The sequence below is a fragment of the Echinicola vietnamensis DSM 17526 genome (assembly GCF_000325705.1).
Taxonomy (GTDB): Bacteria; Bacteroidota; Bacteroidia; order Cytophagales; family Cyclobacteriaceae; genus Echinicola; species Echinicola vietnamensis.
This window is the reverse complement of sequence record NC_019904.1, coordinates 4,542,333-4,562,742: the sequence shown is the minus strand read 5'-3', so window position 1 is coordinate 4,562,742 and position 20,410 is coordinate 4,542,333. Positions and strand designations below refer to the sequence as shown.

Below are 20,410 nucleotides of genomic sequence, written 5' to 3'. Positions count from 1 at the left end.
ATTCTCTACTCCGCCGAGTGCCTGATTTCACTCTTTTCCACGCTCAGCATAGCCATCAGGAACAGCTTAATGGAGTAAACAACTCTGAGTTTGTTAAATGCTGGTAGACAAGATGTCAATGTCTCAAGTCTCACTACTCAATACCCACATCTCACTACTACTCACCTACCGATTATTGAAGTTTCGGAGTTTGATTTGGGTGAATTTACGTTTGGTATCCAGCGGGAAGTCACCTTTCATCATCCAGTCATAGTAATTGGGCTCTTCTTTGAGTACCTGCTCGACAGGCTTGCCCTTGTGTTTGCCGAAGTTAAAGCATTCTACTCCTTCGTCATTGAAGATAAACCTTCCGGCCAAGTCCACCATTTTTTCATTAATCAGCTGGTGAACCTTCTTCATGTCATTTTCGATCACGCCGACTTTGTTTCCCTGGAGGTCAAAGGCCTCTTCATCTTGGTAGCGTTCGATTTGGGCTTTGAAAACTTCATAGGTGGCAATGGTGTCTGCTTCTGCACTATGGGCATTTTCAAGGGTTTTGCCACAGTAAAATTTGTAGGCTGCGGTAAGGTTTCGTTTTTCCATCATGTGGAAAATCTTTTGGGCATCCAGCAAGTTTCGCTTTTCGATGTCAAAGTCAATCCCTGCCCGTAAAAATTCTTCCACCAACAGTGGTATATCAAACTTCAGGACGTTAAACCCTGCCAGATCCGCTCCTTCCAGAAACTGGTGAAGCTCCTTGGCCACATCTTTGAAAGTAGGGGCGTCCTTGATGTCTTTGTCATAAATGCCATGGATCAAGGAGACTTCCTTTGGGATAGGGATTGTCGGGTTGATTTTCATGGTTTTTGTTTCCTCTTCCCCTCCTGGATGTACCTTTACGATGGAGACTTCTACGATTCTATCGGTGGATATATTGATGCCGGTAGCCTCAAGATCAAAAAATGCAATGGGGGATTTTAAATTTAAATTCATCTTTAGAAGGGTTAACAGGAAATCGGACGTCTTGAAAAGCAAGCGTCCTGTTAAAATTTCATTTACCTTCCAAAGATAGTGATTAGCTTTTATCCTGCCTGACTATTATAGTAAAAAGATGGATCCAGCAAGATTTCTGTGAGGTGATGAATTTAGTTATCAGAACAATGATGCCCCGCCTAGGCCAACATGCACTTGGTGCCTTTGGGACGTTGTGGCATTTTTATTTATCCGTGGATGTGCCATGAAGTAAAACTGGCAGTCCCAAACTTTTCCGCTTGATCCACATAGATGAGCATTGAAAGCGGGGGGAACATAAAAACATCAGACCTGATACCACAATCAGTTCTGATGGAAGGATGTTAGGTGATAGGTGTTTGGTTTCGGGATTGGGTCAATCTTTCACACATCTGATGTTATAGAGCAAATCCCTGTAAAAGCGCTGTCGGGCAATTCCTGCATCACCGGCTTCTACCATTCTCCCCATCATGGCCTCTCCACCGTTTGCTTGTGGTGACCACCAAAGGGCATAGTCGCTGTCATCAATGTAAACGAAAGAACCCCTTGAAGATCCTGGAGGCTCTTCGTTACAACAGTAGTAATTGTAATTGTAAGCAGAAAAGCCGGTTTCGTTGGTGGCATCATCATTGTCCTCAAAGGTATTCGACCAGTCAGTGGCCTTGATCTTACTGCCAACCCCTTGCTCGCTGCCTCTGTAATCCGAGTTGAAGTATGTCCTGAAGTTATCTAATGCATCGGCCGGCATTCCTAAGTACGTTTCCATTTCTTTCCAGTCTTCATCTGTGGATATATGCCAACCACATGGGCAGATATTTCGTTCATCCAAGATGACGTCCCCCGTATAGTAGCCTCCGCGATTGGAGGTTTGATAGTTGGAGTTGAGTAGGACCAGCGGGACGTTGTTGTTAAGGTATTCATCGATATAATTATCTTCCGGGACAAGGAGGTCATCTCCATTACAGAAAGTATTACTTTTTAAATTCTCTGCCATCCAATATTGGTTTCCGATTTTCACAACAGGATAGGTGTTGCCAGCTGCATCTGTAACGGTAGAGGCATTTTTGTCAATCTCAAAATAGTCTTCATGGTATTCAAAAGGCTCAATGGCCATTTCAATGAAGTTAACCTGCCCGTCAGCCTCCTGTAGCTTCAGGTAAAAGTGGTAGTGTTTATAGGCTTCGGGCGTAAAGGTTTTGGTGAGTTGGTTTTGATTGAAATTTTCCTGAATGGTAAGGACGACTTCTTGATCTTCAAGGGTATACAGGTAGTAAAAAGCATCGTCCTCAGTGAGTTCCATCGGTGTCCCTCCCAAGTTGGCCTCACTGACAAATTCATTCTTTACCGTTATCAGGCCATAAGAGGTTTTTGCCTCCATGGAAATGTCCATAGCTTGGCTGGATAGCTCAAAGTTGCCTTCGATGGTGAAAGGAAGAAAACCTTCCAATCCCGCACCCTCAACTTGTGAGAAAAATGAATATGTACCATAGGGAAGTTCAATTGCATACCCCTCCGAGAAATCATTGGGGTTATATTGTAAGGTGTATTCCTCATGAGTAGCCTCATTGGTGACCATAAGAGTAGCGGTATGGGGGAAAATGTGCTGCCAGTCGGAATCCAATAGGCTTCGGCTATTTGGAGCTGTGGTGCCAAAATTACTGATGGCTACACCGGTAAACTGTACAATTCCCTGCTGCATTTTTTCAGTAGAGTCTTCCATGCAGGAAGTGGCCAATAAAAGCAACAAACATATACCTGCGATGTATGGTGTGCGTGTCATGATTCAAAAATGTTTTATTATGCTAAAAATTTGATTTAAAATACAAAAAAATATATCTAAAAAATAATAGGTGTGGACTACCCTAAAAATATAGTATATGATCATGATAAACTTGTGTATGCCTGTATTTGCCAATGTTTGTTTTTTAGAAGCTGCCTAGGTCGATAAAAAATGAACATTTAATGTGATTTGGAGTTAACTTTTGATATCTTACGGTATGGTTTTGATTCGTTATTTATAATAGTCATCATACCGTGATTTTACATCAAACGATCTATTTGTTGATATGAATAAAGTTAAATTTATGGTGCATATTGAGCACTACTGTTTTGCGGGGCTTTTGCTTCTATTAATTGGCTGTAAGTCCAATACCCAGTCAAAGCAAGAGGAAGAAACCGTGGCAGCTCATCCAAATATTGTGGTGATTTACATGGATGACCTGGGATATGGAGACATGAGTGCTTATGGTGCCACGGAGATTAGTACTCCCCACATGGACCGACTTGCCAATGAAGGGATCCGTTTTACAAACGGGTATGCCTCCTCGGCCACATGTACTCCCAGCCGCTATGCACTTCTTACCGGAACGTATCCTTGGAGAAACAAAAATGCCAAAATCCTTCCGGGAACAGCTCCATTGCTGATAGACACTGCCCAAATGACCTTGCCCAAAATGTTGCAACAACAGGGGTATTATACCGGGATTGTTGGGAAATGGCACCTTGGCCTTGGGAGTGGAAATGTAAACTGGAATGAAAAGATCAGCCCAAGCCCCAATGAGGTAGGTTTTGATTACAGTCATATTTTGGCTGCTACCCAAGATCGGGTACCGACGGTGTATATCGAAAACGGTCATGTGGTAAACTTGGATCCGAATGATCCTATTGCAGTGGATTATCAGCACAATTTTGAGGGAGAACCTACGGGGAAAGATAATCCCGAAATGCTCACGATGGACTGGCATCACGGTCACAATAACAGCATTGTGAACGGCGTGCCGCGCATAGGTTTTATGAAAGGGGGCGCTTCGGCCAAGTGGAGTGATGTGGATATGGCAGACCATTTTCTGGAGAAGGCCAGGACATTCGTAAAGGGGCATAAGGACAAACCTTTCTTTTTATATTATGCTTTGCAGCAGCCCCATGTGCCACGAACGCCTAATCCGAGATTTGTCGGGGCTACCGGAATGGGGCCTCGTGGAGACGTGATCGCAGAGGCAGATTGGTGTATTGGAGCATTTTTGAAGACCTTGGAGGAAGAGGGGATTTTGGAAAATACGTTGATTGTGTTTTCCAGTGACAATGGCCCCGTTTTAAACGATGGCTATGTTGATGATGCTGTGGAAAAACTCGGTGACCATACTCCTTCAGGACCGCTAAGAGGAGGCAAATATAGTCTTTTTGAAGCCGGGACGCGGGTGCCGTTTGCCGTGTATTGGAAAGGAAAAATACAACCAAGTGTTTCCAATGCCTTGGTTTGTCAGCTGGACCTCATGTCTTCCCTGGCGGACTTGGTGGGAAGTGACCAAAAAGGACCGGACAGTGAGGATTTACTGGCTACATTCTTGGGAGAAGCGCCTCAGGGACGGGATGAATTGATTTTGGAAGCCTCTGGTCGGACGGCGCTGCGGCAAGGAGACTGGATTATGATTCCACCCTATAAGGGCCCAGCAATAGCTAAAGCCGTTAATATCGAACTGGGAAATGCGGATGTATATCAGCTTTATAATCTGAAAGAGGATATTGGTCAACAGCAGAATCTGGCACAATCCAATCCTGAAAAACTTCAAGAAATGGTGGCCAATTATGAAAAAATACGAGGTGTCGATCAAGGTGAAATCGAACAGCTGGAGCTAAAGTGATCCAATAAGCGGAAATGATGATGGTCAAGTTTCCGCTTATTGGATTTATTAGATGACGAAAATCAAGGTCTTGATCGTTCGTAGGTGTTGCCGTCAAATGCAACTTTAAAATCGGATTCAAATAATTCGCTGGGGATGTAGTAATCGGTGGAAATCACTTGGGCTCCACTGCTCTTGGCCTTTTCAAACCGCGTATAATCATGGTTTCGGGCTTCCTTGGTGCCTGCATCTGCACGGGTTCGGATCATATAGCCTTTGGAAACCAAGTCTTGAATATAATCGTGGTGCTGTACAGGATCATTGATGATACGGAATCCGGCAGCAGGATGCCCTTCCTTTACGTTAATAAATAATACTGCATCTTCTAAGTTGGGATGGACAGAGAGGTAGCGGTTGTTCTTTTCTTGTTTTTCGTCCAGCACAAATAAAAATCGGCCTCTGACCGTTTCCAGTGCAGGCCATCCCTCCTTCAATACGGCCTCTTCCAATGAAGCGTGGTCCCCACGTACCAAATCAGGCGTAATCAATTTTTCGGGTGCGAAGACGGAACGTATTTCTTTGTCGATACTATCCAGCGCCGCCGCAGTGAAGGGCAGGGGTGGTGTCATCTGGGGTAAACTGTCATCTTTTGCATTGATCAGGATGATGATGGGATGGTGGTCTGGGTGGGCATAACTCCAATTGGAAAGTTCATTCAAGGCGTCTTTGAACAATAAGTGATGACTTCTGAAATCAATGTCTTGCACATGGAATAGCTTAAGTCCTGCTTGGTCCAGTTTACCGGCTTCATCAAATGGTAAATGGGCCATACCGGCCGAGTCCAGGCTGGCCAAGGCTTTTGGTTGGCTGTATCTGCCACCAACCGGATCATGGAATACATCCAATTCCAAATTGCGCAGCCCTAGCTCCAACTGCTCGTTTAATGGGATGTGATCATATTCCAAGGAAATGGCAGCACTGGAATCCATATTGGCAATAATGGCCATCACTTTTGGTTCGATGCCAATTTTATAACTGTTGTGACTGCCGATTACTTGGATGTCGTTTAGTTGTTTGGTTTCTTCTTCTTGCTTTTGAGAGGGGGCACAAGCGGCCGCAATAGCCAAGATAACTCCTGCGATAAATAAATTGACATTCTTCATGATCTATTGATTGAATTTTAAAATAGAAGCGAAAATGCATGTTTCTAACACGATGATGGACAATTTACAGTAAAGGAATTATTAACTTTTTTGGTTTAAAAATATGAACACATGCTGTGCCAGATTTTAAGTGGCACAAGAATAAGGATAAACATGTGCAGGCTGCAGCAAATAGCGTGGCCAATGCCGTATCCTCAGAGAGATCAGGGCGTAGTCGGTGCTTATCGGCCACATGTGGATGTTGTTTGTGGTCACATCCGTTGTTTTCAACATCGCCGAAAAGAAAGAACAGGTGTTTTTATTACGCATAAATGGTGTTAGGAAGAGAACTGACGGGATTGCCCCTTTTGTTCGCCGCGTTTATACCTTTTGGGGAGGGGATTTATGTATGATATTTGTAGTGGTAAGAGAGAAGTTGAAAAAATTACGACAACCAAAAATTACAATACCATGAAAAAGATCACTGTAAGTACCACCGTAAATGCACCTGTCGATAAGGCTTGGGCCTATTGGACAGGGCCAGAACATATCATGCGATGGAACAATGCCTCCGATGATTGGCATACCCCGCATGCTTCCAATGACCTTCGCGAAGGAGGAGCTTTTACCTCGAGGATGGAGTCAAAAGATGGTACCATGGGCTTCGACTTTTCGGGAACCTATCAGGCGGTACAAGAAGGAAAATTGCTTTCCTATGCCTTGGACGATGGGAGAGAAGTGGAAGTGGTTTTTACCCCGGAAGGTGACAGGACCGTTATCAAAGAGACCTTTGACCCGGAGCAGACCAATCCTATTGAAATGCAAAAAGGCGGATGGCAGGCCATTCTTGACAATTTTAAAAAATACGTTGAAGAAAAACAGCAGAAGTAAAAGCTGGTTTGCTTCATTTATCTACCCAAAACCATAACCCACCATGAGCACGATTAAGACATCTCAAAACATCGTACCGTTTCTTTGGTTCGATAAGGAAGCGGAAGAAGCGATTCACTTTTATACAGATTTATTCCCCCATTCAGCAATCCACAAACTTACCAAATGGCCGGAAGGAGGGCCCATGCCGGCAGGGACGGTACAGATTGGTGATTTTGTCATCAATGGCCTTCGAGTCCATGCCTTTGATGCCGGGCCAAACTTCACCTTTAACGAGTCCATTTCCCTTTTTGTGCAGTGTGATGACCAAGCTGAGATTGATCATTATTGGGAGCAGTTTATTGCCAACGGTGGTCAGGAATCACAATGTGGCTGGCTGAAGGATAAGTTTGGCCTTTCCTGGCAGATTGTCCCGAAAGAACTGGGGGATATGCTGTCTTCTGAGAACATAAAGGGCGCAAAACAAATGATGGAAGCGGTGATGAAGATGAAAAAACTAGAAATAGCGGACTTGAAAGCGGCTTTTGAAGCCTAGCCAGGGTTTGTGCGATCTTTTCTGTGAGCCACAGGTAAATTCCCTTGGGGAAAGCAGCTTCGGCAAAGGCCAAAAAGGCAAAGTTTAGCCATTAAGGATTAGAGTTATTGCAGGGCCATCATGCAAGTTCAGCCAAATGAATGGTACTTGCGATGGCCTGAATGATAAGGAATAAGTTTACTTTATGATAATTAATTGTTGACGATAGGGCAATAGTTGATTGGTAAATTTGTGAAAAGCGATAATCCCCATATGATGAAGTACCACTTTCCTTACGTAATGAAGGCTGCCTTAGCCTTGCTAAGCATTATCATTTCCATGCCGTCTCTTGCACAGCAGATTGATATCCAACCTTATCTACAGGATGTAACGCCCCATAGTGCGGTCGTGATGTGGCAGACGGATTTTGGGGATGAAAGTACTGTGGAATGGGGAGAAACTGTTGATTTGGGTAATACCTCCCAGGGGGAATCACTCGATGTCAACTTTACTGAAGCCAGGGTGCATGAAGTGAGGGTAGAGGGCCTAAAGAAGTTCACGACCTACTATTACCGAGTCAGGACAGGGGATGCCGTGTCTGACGTGTTTCAGTTTAAAACCCCTCCATTTGCCAGTGATCATCGGTCCTTTAACATGATCGCCATGAGTGATATGCAGATTGATGGTAATGCTCCAGAAAAATTTAGGGAAGTGGTGAACGATGGGATTTTGGCCTATCTGGATGATCAATTTGAGGGTAATGTTCCTGAAAATTTAGGGTTGGTGCTTATCCCTGGAGATTTGGTCCAAAATGGAGCCACATATCACCAGTGGAAAGATCATTTTTTCGATCCAGCGAAAGACTTGTTTTCACAAGTGCCTGTTTACCCCGTTCTGGGCAACCATGAAAATCAATCTGTCTTTTATTTCAAATACTTTAGCCTTCCCAAAAACGGAAGTCCCGAGTACGCCGAAAACTGGTGGTATAAGGATTATGGAAATATCCGAGTATTGGGATTGAATTCCAATGTGGAGGATGGCATAGGGGGAAGCAAATACCAATTGGCTTGGCTGGATAAGGTGCTTGCCGAAACAGCTGGGATAGATGAGATTGATTTTGTCTTTGCTCAGATGCATCATCCGCACAAGTCCGAACTATGGATCCCGGGAGAATCGGATTTTTCTGGGGAGGTAGTCCATAAGCTGGAAGCCTTTACGGAAAAAACAGGAAAACCGAGCGTCCACTTTTTTGGCCATACACACGGCTATTCCCGAGGTCAATCCAAGGATCATAAGCACTTGTGGGTGAATGTGGCCAGTGCCGGAGGCGCGATAGATAATTGGGGCGAATTTGAAGGGCGTGACTATGATGAGTTTACGGTGACCCAAGATGAATATGGTTTCGTCATGGTGGAGGTGGACGCCAATCCCTCCAATCCCAATTTTACCGTCAAGCGGATCAGCCGTGGTAACCAATACCACGCTCGAAACAACGAGTTGACTGATTCCATTACCGTATGGAAGTATGAACAAAAACCTCAACCACCACAAGGAATATATCCCAAAAATGAGCAGGTGTCTCCAAAGGGATTAGTGCTGAAAGCCAGTGATTTTAGCAGTGATCGGAAAAGTGCGATACATGCCGCATCCAACTGGCAAATTAGCACGGATAAAGATTTTTCTAAGCCACTAATGGATAGCTGGAAGCAACATGAAAACTGGTACTTCAATGAGAACCAACAAAAGGATGATGACCTTCGTGATGAGGAAGTTTTTAAGTTGCTGAAACCTAGGACAACCTATTATTGGAGGGTACGGTACCGCGACCAAAACCTCAACTGGAGTGATTGGTCATCAATTTGTTCATTTGAGGTGCTCATCGAAAAGCGATCGCCTCAACATGAACCCGGTGAGTAAAGCAAATCAGGTGTTTTCCTCCAATAATTCCTTGACCTTTTCAATGGAAATGGGTTTTACGATAAAATTTTTAATGACACTGTACTCTTTCGCTTTCTTAGTGTCATTAGGGTCTATACTGCTGGATATGATGTAGATGATGATGTTGGTGGCAGGTTCGATTTTAAGGAATTCGTCTAGAAATTTCCATCCATTCCAAATGGGCATATTGATGTCCAGAAGGATCATGTCCGGTAGGGGGTCTCCATTGTCTATTTTCGATGCTAAGCCTTCATAAGCCTCTTGACCATTTTGATAAAACATGGCATTCACATCGAAATTTCCCATTTCAATGATTTTTTTTACTCCAAAAGTATATATAGGATCATCATCTATAATACAAAGGCTCTTAATACTTGTCATCTAAAAATTGATTAATTTCAGTAAGTAATTAATTCTTAATCGTTTCTTTTTTTCTTCTCGTTTAGGGCTGACGGACTATATGGCGCTGTTGTTTGGATTACACTTTCTTGATGTATAATCTAAAATATTCCAAGTAAAATTACTAGCTAATGCTAATTATTTATTAAGGTTTACCTTGTTGGTGATAAATACTAAATATAGGTATAAAACATTCACAAATGTTATAAAATTAGGGCAAATATACAATTTTAAGCTAATAATATTCGTTTGGTGACCTTTTTGATGTGAAATAATTGCTCAAAAAGAGCTTTTTCTTTTATAACATATTGGTTTTATGTTATTTATTGAATTTTTCTTAAATATACCATCCAGTTAATAATTTTGGTAGTTTAGCTGTAATTAAAAACCCTTACTGAATTTGTTGATGGCTTATTTTTCTGATTTCCACACAAACACATATGTGAAAAGTGCAGGAAATCAACCAATATATGCTCCCATAAAAAGAATGGATTGAATTACGTAATTTTAGTTGAATAACACAATTATAATTATACATTGCTTGTTGTTTATTATATTTCTAAGGAAGTCTTTTAGCTGACAACTCAGTTCGATTATGAAGCCTTCACTGCGAGGCTTGAGGGGATTTGGGGGGAGCTGTGGCAATCTTAGTATTTGGGAATTGCCACACCCTTTTCCTATCCACATCCTCATTAAAAGTTTTCGTTCCTGTTTAAGGTGAGTTTTTACTTAAAACACAAGTACTTTTGGCAAGTGCTAATCAGGATAGTGATTGCCGTAACTTTGAAGAATATACTTACTTTTTGGTAAATCTGGAAAGAAGGAAGCGAGCTGTCGATATCTTCCATATCACCGAGGATTCCGTTCACCATTCAAAGGCAATGAAATAAATTACTCATGTAGTTTCTTACTAATATTTTTGACCGAGCTTGCAACCACTTAAAAATGTTGTATAAGAAACTGAAAACAACTAAAATTGAAAGATGCCCCAGCCTTGATCATAAAATTCACATACCCACAATATAACCCAATTTGACATTATGATACACTATAAAAATACCTTGGTAGGTTTTCTTCTACTGTTAGCAGCTCATGCTGTACAAGCACAGCGTCTTCATGGAGAGCTGCAGAAATGGCATAAAGTCACCCTTGATGTAGAAGGTCCCCAAGCGGGTGAGATGGATGAAGAGAATCCCTTTCTCCAATATAAATTTGATGTGGAGTTTCGCCATAATGCCTCTGGAAAGCGGTATTTAGTTCCGGGGTATTTTGCCGCTGATGGACAGGCAGGAGAATCCGGTGCCACCGAAGGCAATGTCTGGCGGGTACATTTTGCTCCGGATGAAACAGGGGAATGGAAATATAAGGTCCTTTTCTTTGAAGGAAAATGGGCCGCACTCAGGGATACTTCCAAACTCAGTCCCGTTCCTTCGATCAATGGCTTACAAGGGGAATTTGTAATAGCTCCCAGCGATAAGGAAGGAAGGGATTTTAGAAGTAAGGGACGGCTTGATTACGTTGGAGAACGTTACCTCCAATTTAAGGAAACCGGAGAGTATTTCTTGAAATTCGGTTCAGATGCGCCGGAAAACCTGTTGGCATTTGCGGACTTTGATGGGGATTTTGCCGAAGATGGCCATAAGGATGATTTGGTAAAGACCTACCAGGCCCATGTGGGAGATTGGAAAAGTGGAGATCCTACATGGAGGCAAGGAAAAGGGAAGGGACTGATAGGCGCGATCAATTACCTTCACGGGAAAGGTGCCAATGCTTTTTCATTTCTGACGATGAACGTATCCGGTGATGACCAGAATGTATTTCCTTTTGTGGATCATGATACTTGGGACAGGTACGATGTGTCCAAACTCGATCAGTGGGAGATGGTCTTTGAGCATGCAGACAAGTTGGGCATGTTTTTGCATTTCAAGACCTTGGAAGTCGAAAACCAAGGACTGTTGGACAATGGAGGGATAGGCATGTTTACCAAATTGTATTACCGGGAATTAATTGCACGTTTTGGTCACCATTTGGCGGTAAACTGGAACCTTTGTGAAGAACAAGGAGACTGGGTGAAGACCCCACGGACTTTTCCATTAGAACCTAGGGATTGGCTGATGTTGGCTGATTATGTTCGGACCGTAGACCCCTATGACCACCATATTGTGATCCATAACGGTAAATGGTTTGATCCGCTTTATGGAGATACCCCGCTCACCGGAGCCTCTTTACAGACCAATAGGAAGGATTTTGCCAATGTACATAAAAACGTGCTCAAGATCCTTAAGGATAGCAAGGAAGCAGGAAAGCAGTGGGCTGTAGCTTGCGATGAGCCAGGAGATGCGCAACACTCGTTGCTTCCCGACGAAGAGGACCCCTTACATGATGACGCCCGTCAAAATGGACTTTGGGGTGCGATGATGGCGGGAGCATGGGGTACAGAGTGGTACTTTGGCTATAAACATGCCCATTCGGACCTAACTTGTCAGGACTTTAGGTCCAGGGACAAGTTTTGGGATCAGGGAAGGATTTGTCTTGATTTCTTCACTGGTCAAAACATCCCTTATTGGAAGATGGAAAACAGAGATGAGTGGCTGGTAAAAGGAGAAGGATACGTGTTGAGTGATGAAAAAGACCAAGTGGTGGTGTACTTGAAAGATGCTCAGGCTGCAGAGATAGACCTTGGCAGTCTCGATGGACGGTTTGATGTGAAATGGTACGATCCTCGTAGTGGTGGAGCATTGCAAGAAGGCAAAACGCTTACAGTCTCAGCAGGACAAAATGTAAAATTGGGCGATGCGCCAATGAGTGCCGATAAGGACTGGGCAATTTGGCTTCAGCGACCAGAAAATTAAAATGAAAAGACCAATCATGTTTCAGCGTACAATTATGGATAGGTGGATGGTATTATTCCAGTTGATAATGGTTTTCCTGATCTCCCACGGCTCCATTGCACAGGAGCGTCCCAATATTGTTTGGATCACTTCGGAGGATAACTCCAAGCATTATATGAAATTGTACGATTCGGATGGCGTGGAAACTCCCCATATCGAACAGCTTTCGGAGACAGGACTGGTGTTTGACCATGCTTTTTCTAATGGGCCAGTATGTAGTGTGGCACGGTCCACCTTGATCACAGGGTCCTATGCACCGCGCATTGGTGCACAATATCACCGGAAAATGAAGACGGTGCCTATGCCGGATGATCTAGAGATGTTTCCGTTTTATTTGCGTGAAGCAGGGTATTATACCGCCAATAATGCCAAAGAAGATTACAATCTGGACAAAGGAAGTAAGGTGTGGGATGAATCTTCCAATAAGGCAAGTTATACAAACAGGAAGGAAGGCCAGCCATTCTTTTATGTCCATAACTTTTCCGTTACCCATGAAGGTCAGCTCCACTTTGGGCCGGAAAAGATGGAGAAAATCCCTGTATCTACTTTGCCTCCAAGCGGGAATTTGCAGCCAAACCATCCTCAAACGGCATTGTTTGAATATACCAGAGCGTATTATCTGGACAGGATAGCAGAAATGGATAGGCAAGTAGGGGAGCTGATCGACCAATTGAAAGAAGATGGGCTTCTGGAAAACACTTTTGTGTTTTACTTTGGTGACCATGGCGGTGTTATGCCAGGAAGTAAAGGGTATTTATATGAAACGGGACTGCATGTGCCATTGGTCATCCATGTACCCGAAAAATACAAAGAAAGGGTTTCCTATAAAGCAGGGGCACGGGTGCAGGAATTCGTGAGTTTTGTGGATTTTGGCCCGACGGTACTTCATCTGGCAGGGGTAAAAGTGCCCAGGCATATGGACGGGGAGCCATTTTTACGTAAAAATAATAAGTTCCCTAATGATGTAACTTATGGTTATGCAGACCGTTTTGATGAGAAATATGATTTTGTCAGGTCGGTAAGAAAGGGGAAGTACAAGTACATTAGGAATTTTCATCCATTTAATTTTGACGGTCTCTGGAACGATTATCGGTACAAGCAGATGGCTTACCAAGAATGGCTTGACCTGTACAGGTCTGGCAAGCTCAATCAGCATCAGCGACGGTTTTTTGAAGCAAAGCCAGTAGAAATGCTGTTTGATATAGAAAAAGATCCCTATGAGATCAACAATTTGGCAGAGGATCCAGCATATGAGGAGCAATTACTGGCCATGAGGAAAGAGCTGGGGGATTGGTTGTTGTCCATGCCGGACCTTTCTTTTTACCCGGAGTATTACCTGATAGAGGAGGCCTTTGATGATCCCGTGGCCTTTGGACAAGATCATAAGAAGGATATCAAAAATTATTATGCTACCATCAATCTTGCTATAAAGGATTTTCATGAGGTGGAGAAAGCACTGCACCGTAAATTGCAAGACGATGATCCGTGGGTGAGGTATTGGGCTTTATGTGCCTTGTCCAGCTTTGGAAAGGAGGCCAAAACGCTGGAGGATGCGGTTAACGAGATATCCAAGAATGATCCCATCAGGATAAACAGGGTTCGGGCAAGCCAATTCCTGGGAATCTGTGGGGTATCAAACCCCATGAGGGATATTGAGAAGGCCCTGTATTCGACAGAGGATCCACATGAAGCGTTGTTGATATTGAATATTTTGGTTCAGATGGCAGATGGCCCTTTCGGGTTTAGTACCTCTATAGAAGTAGCCAAACTGGTTCCGACTGTGGCAGAAGACAGCAATGTGATCAGAAGGCTGGAGTATTTGAAGGGGAAATGAAAGTTAGGAAATCCTAAACGATCCTGTTTTGGATTCCTTGAAGTAAAGCCAAGGTGAAAATTTCATGTGTGTACTAGGGGAAATAGCCGAGTACATTCATAAAAGACTGCTGCTTTCTATCTCCCCATATCTCCAAACAGGCCTTACTTGACGCCTGGTGGGGTCACTGTGAGGATAACTTATTGAACTCAGGCAATACCGTTCCATTCCATTAAAATCTAAAATAGTGTAAGTTGTTGATGTTTTTAAAGCCCAACGGACTGGAGAATTGAGAATAATAGCTTTGCATCAGTTTAACCTGATAGTATATATATTAAAATAAATACGTTTTCTTCTCCAATTCCATCTGGTTAGAGGCACAGCAATGGAACAGAAGCCTTCATTGGCTGATGATGCTAAGGACTAACTCTTTGGTAAGTGGTTTTCCATTGGCCATTTCTTTGATGGATTTAAATGCATACCTGAAATCACAACCACTTTTCCATTCACTGCAGCCGTAGGCGGTTTTGCCCTTGATGATGGTTCCTTTTTTACATTTTGGACATGGCGGCATTTGTGGAGGGGTGGGTTTGGTGGGGGCCTGGGCTTTGAGATCGAAATTAATAGCGAAACTGTCCGTTAATTTCAAGATGCCTTCCACTTTTTCACCATCCATGAGAAACCCTTTCAGTTTAGTTGTGGCACCCTTTTCGATTAATCGTTGCACCTGCTTGTCGGTCAATTTCTTCCCTTTTACTTTCATGGGAAGACGAAGGTCACACCCATTTTTCCATTGGCTACATCCGTATGCTGTTTTTCCTTTGATAATATTGCCTTGGCCGCATTTGGGGCATGTCACCTCCGAAAGTCCTTTGGAAGCGGCTTTGCTGGTTTTCTTTTTGGACGCCGAAGGAGTGCTTTTCTTTTGGTTATCAGAGGCAAAAGGAGAGGCCAGGCGAGGTTTGTTGTGTTCCTGCTTTACTTCTGAGACCAGTTCAGCTACCATTTTTTTCATATTGGCTATGAACTGGATGGCGCTGAAGGCTCCTTCCTCGATTTCTTTTAGTTGCTTTTCCCATTGGCCGGTAAGCTCTGCGGATTTAAGCAGTTCATTTTGGATGGTGCCGATAAGCTGAATGCCCATTTCGGTGGGGACCACGAGCTTTTTTCTCCGTTCGATATACTTACGCCTGAAGAGTGTTTCGATGATGCTGGCACGAGTGGACGGCCTTCCGATGCCATTTGCTTTCATCAGGTCGCGAAGTTCATCGTCTTCCACTTGCTTGCCGGCCGTTTCCATTGCCCTCAGCAGTGAGGCCTCGGTATAGTTTTTGGGAGGTTTGGTGATCTTTTCTTTTAGCGTTGGGTGGTGAGGACCATGCTCTCCTTTCTCAAAGGTGGGGAGGATGCCTTCTTCTTCATCCTCTTTGCTGTCCCCGTCATCTTTTTCTTTTTTGTTGTCTTTTGCGAATAGGGCCCGCCATCCTTCTTCCAGGATTTCCTTGCCTTTGGCCAGGAAGGTGGTTTGTTCGATTTCCCCCGTTACTTGGGTTTTGGCTACTTTACAGTCAGGGTAAAAGGCTGCCAAAAACCTTCTGACGATGATGTCATAGACTTTTTGTTCGGTATGCCCGAGTTGCTTTTCTTCACCGGTGGGGATGATGGCATGGTGGTCCGTGACTTTTTTGTCATTGAAGACCTTTGGGGATTTCCTGATTTTCTTTGCCAGCAATGGCGCCGTAAACGAATGGTATTGGCCGAGTCCCTTCAGTATTCCAGAGATCTTGGGATACATGTCGTTAGGGAGGAAAGTTGTGTCCACCCTGGGATAGGTGACCACTTTCAGTTCATATAACCGTTGGACGGTTTTGAGGGTATTGTCAGCGGTTAGGTTAAACTTATTGTTACAGTATACCTGTAAACTGGTCAGGTCAAATAGTTTTGGGGCATATTCTTTGCCTTCTTTTTGGTCAATGGCGGTGATGAAGAGGTCCTTTCCTGTTATTTGCCCCAATAGCGCTTCACCGTCTTCTTTTTTGAGGAATTTTCCTTCCGTGCTGTGAAAGGTGGTGTCTCTGTAGGTGGTTTGTAACTCCCAGTAAGGTTCGGGTTTGAACTGCTCGATCTCCTGGTGCCTGTTGACCAGCATGGCCAGTGTGGGCGTCTGCACACGGCCAATGGATAGGACTTGCTTGTATCCGCCGTATTTGAGGGTGTACAGTCTGGTGGCATTCATCCCGAGCAGCCAGTCCCCGATCGCCCTGGAACTCCCGGCATAGTACAAATTGTCAAATTCCTCCGCTGGCTTCAGGTTTTCAAAACCGGCTTGGATCGATTCAGTCGTCAAGGAGGAAATCCATAATCGCTGTACTGCTCCTTGGTAATTTGCTTGTTTGAGGACCCATCGTTGGATCAGTTCACCTTCTTGGCCGGCATCACCGCAGTTGATCACCACCTGGGCTTTGTTGACCAAGTCTCGGATGATCTTAAACTGTTTTTTTACGCCATTGTCGGGGATGATCTTCGTTTCGAAGCGTTTGGGGAGCATGGGTAAGGTGTATAAATCCCAACGCTTCCAAGTAGGATCATAGTCCTCGGGCGGATAGAGCGAACAGAAATGGCCAAAGGTCCAGGTAACCTGATAGCCATTTCCTTCAAAATATCCATCCTTGCGGTTTTTGGCCCCGATGACTTGGGCTATTTCTCGGGCCACGCTTGGTTTTTCGGCAATACAAACTTTCATTCCAAAAATGATAAAAGGGCTGTTTCAGTAATCTATCCCTGGATGGAGCTGTGCCTTTGGCGAGAAGCCTTTTGAAAAGCGCCAGAAATCCACCCCACACCATTTGGATGGTCGGTTTACGGCATGCTCACCAAAGGCCAAAACAAGCTCGATGGATGTGAAGTAAGTGAATCCACTTTACTAAACTTCCGAGACAGCCACCAAAATAGAACCTTAAAATTAGTCAAGGAAAGTAATTTGCCCCAATTTTTTCCTTATTTCTTCTGCCGTGTTGGTTTATTAAAGCGGGATCCTCTGCATTATCCCATGATCAGGTCAAAATTGATCATCGCACCAGCCATCGTTCCTCCAGCCACGGCAATGGATACGGCACGAAGTGGGGTGGAATTGTCTCCAGCAGCATAGATTCCTGAAACGGTTGTTTGCTGTTTCTCATTGACGATTAAATGCCCTCCCTCATTAACTTCACATCCCAGTTTATGGGGAAGATCCGTGTGTTGCTTAAAAGGAATGGCCGCATACATCACCGGAAATGTGATGGATGACCCGTTGGAAAAATGAATGTTTTCCAACTGACCGTTTTTGTGCTGGAACCTGATGATTTCATGGGATAGGACAGGGATGCCATCTTCCTCCAAGGAAGCATGCTGCTCGGAGGTAAGTGTTGAAGGTCCATTGGTAAGGAGGGTGATTTCACTGGTCCAATTCTGTAAAAGTTTCCCCATATGGAAAGCCTTTTCGCCATTGGCCATGATGGCAGTCGGCTGACCTTTTACTTCGTATCCGTGACAGTAAGGACAATGGATGATCGAAATGCCCCAACAGTCCGCAAAACCTTCGATAGCAGGCATTTGGTCTGCCACACCCGTCGAAAAAAGTAATTTTTTTGAAGCGTAGTGCGCCCCTGTATTCGATATCACGTTAAAGCCCGCTTCAGTTTTATCAGCATCGATGACCTCTTCTCTCCTGAAGGTCACCGTAGGATAATTTAGCACCTGGTTTAGGCCAATTTCTGCGATTTCACTTGGTCTTTTGCCGTCTTGGGTCAGGAAGTTGTGGGAATGGGGCGTTTGTTTATTGCAGGGATGGCCGCTATCTAAAATCAATACGCTCCGTAAGGCGCGGCCCAAGGAAAGGGCAGCGGATAATCCGGCATAACTGCCGCCGATAATGATTACATCGTACATAGTATGGTATTAGTTAATTTATTTTATATCCATATGGATTCAATACCAATTGCAACATTGTTGCAATAATTAAAGTTCTGTTTGGTTCAAATTAATTTGCCTCACTGGTCAAGTGAAGCAGCTAACAGATTGATGACGATTTTTAGTGACGTGAAAATGGAATTTACATTTCATTTACCTTCCTTTCCGATGATTGCTGGAGCAAGGGCAATCTCACGACTTTTTATTTACGATTCCTGACAAATCACCGCTGAATAAGCCATTGTTTATCTAACTTTTTGCAATAAACAGGTTTGAAGATTGATTTATTTTCAATGATTATAACGATGACTAAAGGGAAATGTAATTCCTGCTTCGGTGGAGCATCTTTCTATGTGGGGAAGGGACTGTCCGTTACGGTGCTTTTTCTAATCCTGTTTATACAGTTGGCACAGGGACAGGTATTGCCTTTAAATCAGTCTGTTTTCCAGGACTACATTCGGCGGCAGCAGGTAATGGACACCACCAGTGGTGCACTTAGCTTTAATGTGCGGCCTTTGTATTTGGATAAAATAGAAGAGGGGAAATACAAAGACCTCTTGACGGATGGGCTTTTCGGAGAGGTAGTGGACAGAAAGTCTTTTTCTTTAAGGGTATTACCGATGATACTGAGCCATTCCTATAATTCAAATTATCCCTATGCTGGCGGAAATGGCGCAGAAGTACCTGCAAAAGGCCAGCAGCTCTTATGGAGCGCAGGTGTTCACCTGCAAACAGGCCCAGTGAGTATCCAGTTGTATCCGCAGTTTCATTACGCACAGAATTTACCCTTTGAAGAATACCCAGGGGAGGCGCCCATTACTTTTTTTGAGTTTATGGAGCGGGGCGTGGATGGGGTCGATTTGCCCGTAAGATATGGAGATGGACCGATCAGTGAGCTCCTGCCGGGAAATTCACATGTGAAAGTGATGTTTGGGGGATTTGCCGCTGGGGTCTCCACCGAAAATGTCTGGTGGGGGCCAGCGAAGTATAACCCGCTGATGCTTGGGGACAATGCCCCAGGTTTTCCTCATGCGACCCTCCATACGACCAAGCCTGTCAGGACCTTTTTGGGACATTTTGAGGGGCAATACCTCATGGGAAGACTGGAAGGCTCTGGACATACATATTACAGTGACAATGCCTTTTCGTCCGTTTTTAAGCCCATCGAAGAGGACGATTGGAGGTATTTTACGGGGATTTCGATTTCGTATTCCCCAAAGTGGCTGCCGGGATTGTCGGTAGGGGCCAGCCGTGCTTTTCAGATTTACCGGGATGATATGGGGGGCAATTTACGCGCCTGGATGCCGCTGTTTTCGCCGCTCCCAAAAGACGGCGAAGGGGTACTGGAACATGTCAACAGACGTGAAGACCAAGTGCTGGAGTTTTTCTTTCGGTGGGCAGTCCCTGAAGCGCATAGCGAGCTATACTTTGAATTCATGCGAACAGACCATTCCTATAACTGGCGTGACATGATCCTCAATCCAGAACATTCCCGTGGTTTTGTGATAGGAGCGAGTAAATATATTCCCATTGCTGGTGACCGGTTTATCGGGATCAACTTGGAAATGACCCAAACGCAAAATCCTATAAATAATATCATCAGGTGGGATGGTTTACCGAATAAGGGCCGCGGACTCTATGATAACTATCAAGTGATCCATGGTGTGACGAACAAAGGCCAAGTGCTCGGTTCGGGATTGGGCAGGAGCGGAAATATCCAGATCTTCGAAATCAGCCACGTGAAGGAGCTCCAGAAAATAGCCTTGCAATTGGAGCGGTACGCGCGTGATCAGAACTTTTACCATTACGCCAATAGCAACGGGGAGCAGGTGGCGCCATGGATTGATTTTGCCGTGGGCGGGAAATATGAAGGTGAAGTCATGGATCATGTATGCTTACAAGCCCAATTGAGGTTGGTGAAAAGTATGAATTATAATTTTTACGCGCCCTATTATAATGATAAAGATGGTCGCTATCGTGGCGACCCTGCACTAAACATTAATTCAACGATAGTACTCTCTTATATTTTTTAGCAAAGCTTTGGAGTAATGTTGATTTGTAAATAAAACGCAGTGATTTAAATAGTTATATATAAATACATTTAATTATAATTAAAAGTCTTTTTATTTACTTATAGTTATTTTTAATATATAAATAACCATATAAATATTAATTTAATAGTACGGTTGTCAAATGCGGTATGTGTCCGGCCGATAAGTACTGGATACGTTTCGAGTGAACCCTTTATAGCCTAATAAATT

At 43.9% G+C, this 20,410-nt stretch carries 13 protein-coding genes; 7 read left to right on the top strand and 6 right to left on the bottom strand.

Annotated features, from left to right (window positions below; all coding sequences use genetic code 11):
- Positions 1-165 precede the first annotated feature (165 nt).
- Together ECHVI_RS18570 and ECHVI_RS18565 are read right to left on the bottom strand one after the other, a co-directional pair.
- Positions 166-972, bottom strand: a complete 807-nt coding sequence (locus ECHVI_RS18570) for a 3'-5' exonuclease (RefSeq protein WP_015267572.1) — start codon at positions 970-972, stop codon at positions 166-168.
- 394 nt (positions 973-1,366) lie between these two features.
- Positions 1,367-2,770, bottom strand: a complete 1,404-nt coding sequence (locus ECHVI_RS18565) for a fibrobacter succinogenes major paralogous domain-containing protein (protein WP_015267571.1) — start codon at positions 2,768-2,770, stop codon at positions 1,367-1,369.
- A gap of 304 nt (positions 2,771-3,074) precedes the next feature.
- Here ECHVI_RS18565 and ECHVI_RS18560 point away from each other — a divergent pair, with 304 nt between their 5' ends.
- Positions 3,075-4,631, top strand: a complete 1,557-nt coding sequence (locus ECHVI_RS18560) for a sulfatase family protein (RefSeq protein ID WP_015267570.1) — start codon at positions 3,075-3,077, stop codon at positions 4,629-4,631.
- A 62-nt stretch (positions 4,632-4,693) separates the two neighbouring features.
- On the opposite strand, the gene ECHVI_RS18555 is transcribed toward ECHVI_RS18560, so the two are convergent.
- Positions 4,694-5,773, bottom strand: coding sequence for a phosphatidylinositol-specific phospholipase C1-like protein (locus tag ECHVI_RS18555; RefSeq protein ID WP_015267569.1), 1,080 nt, complete (start codon positions 5,771-5,773; stop codon positions 4,694-4,696).
- 450 nt (positions 5,774-6,223) lie between these two features.
- On the opposite strand from ECHVI_RS18555, the gene ECHVI_RS18550 reads away from it, so the two are divergent.
- The 3 genes from ECHVI_RS18550 to ECHVI_RS18540 all read left to right on the top strand — a co-directional run bounded on the left by ECHVI_RS18550 (position 6,224) and on the right by ECHVI_RS18540 (position 9,074).
- Positions 6,224-6,643, top strand: coding sequence for an SRPBCC family protein (locus ECHVI_RS18550; RefSeq protein ID WP_015267568.1), 420 nt, complete (start codon positions 6,224-6,226; stop codon positions 6,641-6,643).
- A gap of 43 nt (positions 6,644-6,686) precedes the next feature.
- Positions 6,687-7,178 carry a VOC family protein gene (locus tag ECHVI_RS18545; protein WP_015267567.1) on the top strand — a complete coding sequence of 164 codons (492 nt, stop codon included), beginning with the start codon at positions 6,687-6,689 and terminating at the stop codon, positions 7,176-7,178.
- Between the two features lie 252 nt (positions 7,179-7,430).
- Positions 7,431-9,074, top strand: a complete 1,644-nt coding sequence (locus ECHVI_RS18540) for a purple acid phosphatase family protein (protein ID WP_015267566.1) — start codon at positions 7,431-7,433, stop codon at positions 9,072-9,074.
- Positions 9,075-9,080: 6 nt separating this feature from the next.
- On the opposite strand, the gene ECHVI_RS18535 is transcribed toward ECHVI_RS18540, so the two are convergent.
- Positions 9,081-9,476 (bottom strand): response regulator, encoded by a 396-nt coding sequence (locus ECHVI_RS18535; protein WP_015267565.1) that lies wholly within the window; start codon positions 9,474-9,476, stop codon positions 9,081-9,083.
- 1,058 nt (positions 9,477-10,534) lie between these two features.
- Here ECHVI_RS18535 and ECHVI_RS18530 point away from each other — a divergent pair.
- Positions 10,535-12,346, top strand: a complete 1,812-nt coding sequence (locus ECHVI_RS18530) for a DUF5060 domain-containing protein (RefSeq protein WP_015267564.1) — start codon at positions 10,535-10,537, stop codon at positions 12,344-12,346.
- Position 12,347: 1 nt separating this feature from the next.
- Entirely contained in the window at positions 12,348-14,219 is a 1,872-nt protein-coding gene (locus ECHVI_RS18525) for a sulfatase-like hydrolase/transferase (RefSeq protein WP_157501527.1), read from the top strand.
- A gap of 379 nt (positions 14,220-14,598) precedes the next feature.
- Here the strand turns inward: ECHVI_RS18525 and ECHVI_RS18520 are convergent, their stop codons facing one another.
- Positions 14,599-16,941 (bottom strand): type IA DNA topoisomerase, encoded by a 2,343-nt coding sequence (locus tag ECHVI_RS18520; protein WP_015267562.1) that lies wholly within the window; start codon positions 16,939-16,941, stop codon positions 14,599-14,601.
- Between the two features lie 299 nt (positions 16,942-17,240).
- Positions 17,241-18,128 (bottom strand): NAD(P)/FAD-dependent oxidoreductase, encoded by an 888-nt coding sequence (locus ECHVI_RS18515; protein ID WP_015267561.1) that lies wholly within the window; start codon positions 18,126-18,128, stop codon positions 17,241-17,243.
- Between the two features lie 326 nt (positions 18,129-18,454).
- Here ECHVI_RS18515 and ECHVI_RS18510 point away from each other — a divergent pair, with 326 nt between their 5' ends.
- Positions 18,455-20,182, top strand: a complete 1,728-nt coding sequence (locus ECHVI_RS18510; RefSeq protein WP_015267560.1) for a capsule assembly Wzi family protein — start codon at positions 18,455-18,457, stop codon at positions 20,180-20,182.
- The last annotated feature ends 228 nt before the right edge of the window (positions 20,183-20,410 follow it).

What these genes read in the sequence shown, in the direction of transcription:
- ECHVI_RS18570 (WP_015267572.1), bottom strand. Translation starts at nt 972, where the DNA reads ATGAATTTAAATTTAAAATCCCCCATTGCATTTTTTGATCTTGAGGCT.
- ECHVI_RS18565 (WP_015267571.1), bottom strand. Translation starts at nt 2,770, where the DNA reads ATGACACGCACACCATACATCGCAGGTATATGTTTGTTGCTTTTATTG.
- ECHVI_RS18560 (WP_015267570.1), top strand. Translation starts at nt 3,075, where the DNA reads ATGGTGCATATTGAGCACTACTGTTTTGCGGGGCTTTTGCTTCTATTA.
- ECHVI_RS18555 (WP_015267569.1), bottom strand. Translation starts at nt 5,773, where the DNA reads ATGAAGAATGTCAATTTATTTATCGCAGGAGTTATCTTGGCTATTGCG.
- ECHVI_RS18550 (WP_015267568.1), top strand. Translation starts at nt 6,224, where the DNA reads ATGAAAAAGATCACTGTAAGTACCACCGTAAATGCACCTGTCGATAAG.
- ECHVI_RS18545 (WP_015267567.1), top strand. Translation starts at nt 6,687, where the DNA reads ATGAGCACGATTAAGACATCTCAAAACATCGTACCGTTTCTTTGGTTC.
- ECHVI_RS18540 (WP_015267566.1), top strand. Translation starts at nt 7,431, where the DNA reads ATGATGAAGTACCACTTTCCTTACGTAATGAAGGCTGCCTTAGCCTTG.
- ECHVI_RS18535 (WP_015267565.1), bottom strand. Translation starts at nt 9,476, where the DNA reads ATGACAAGTATTAAGAGCCTTTGTATTATAGATGATGATCCTATATAT.
- ECHVI_RS18530 (WP_015267564.1), top strand. Translation starts at nt 10,535, where the DNA reads ATGATACACTATAAAAATACCTTGGTAGGTTTTCTTCTACTGTTAGCA.
- ECHVI_RS18525 (WP_157501527.1), top strand. Translation starts at nt 12,348, where the DNA reads ATGAAAAGACCAATCATGTTTCAGCGTACAATTATGGATAGGTGGATG.
- ECHVI_RS18520 (WP_015267562.1), bottom strand. Translation starts at nt 16,941, where the DNA reads ATGAAAGTTTGTATTGCCGAAAAACCAAGCGTGGCCCGAGAAATAGCC.
- ECHVI_RS18515 (WP_015267561.1), bottom strand. Translation starts at nt 18,128, where the DNA reads ATGTACGATGTAATCATTATCGGCGGCAGTTATGCCGGATTATCCGCT.
- ECHVI_RS18510 (WP_015267560.1), top strand. Translation starts at nt 18,455, where the DNA reads ATGACTAAAGGGAAATGTAATTCCTGCTTCGGTGGAGCATCTTTCTAT.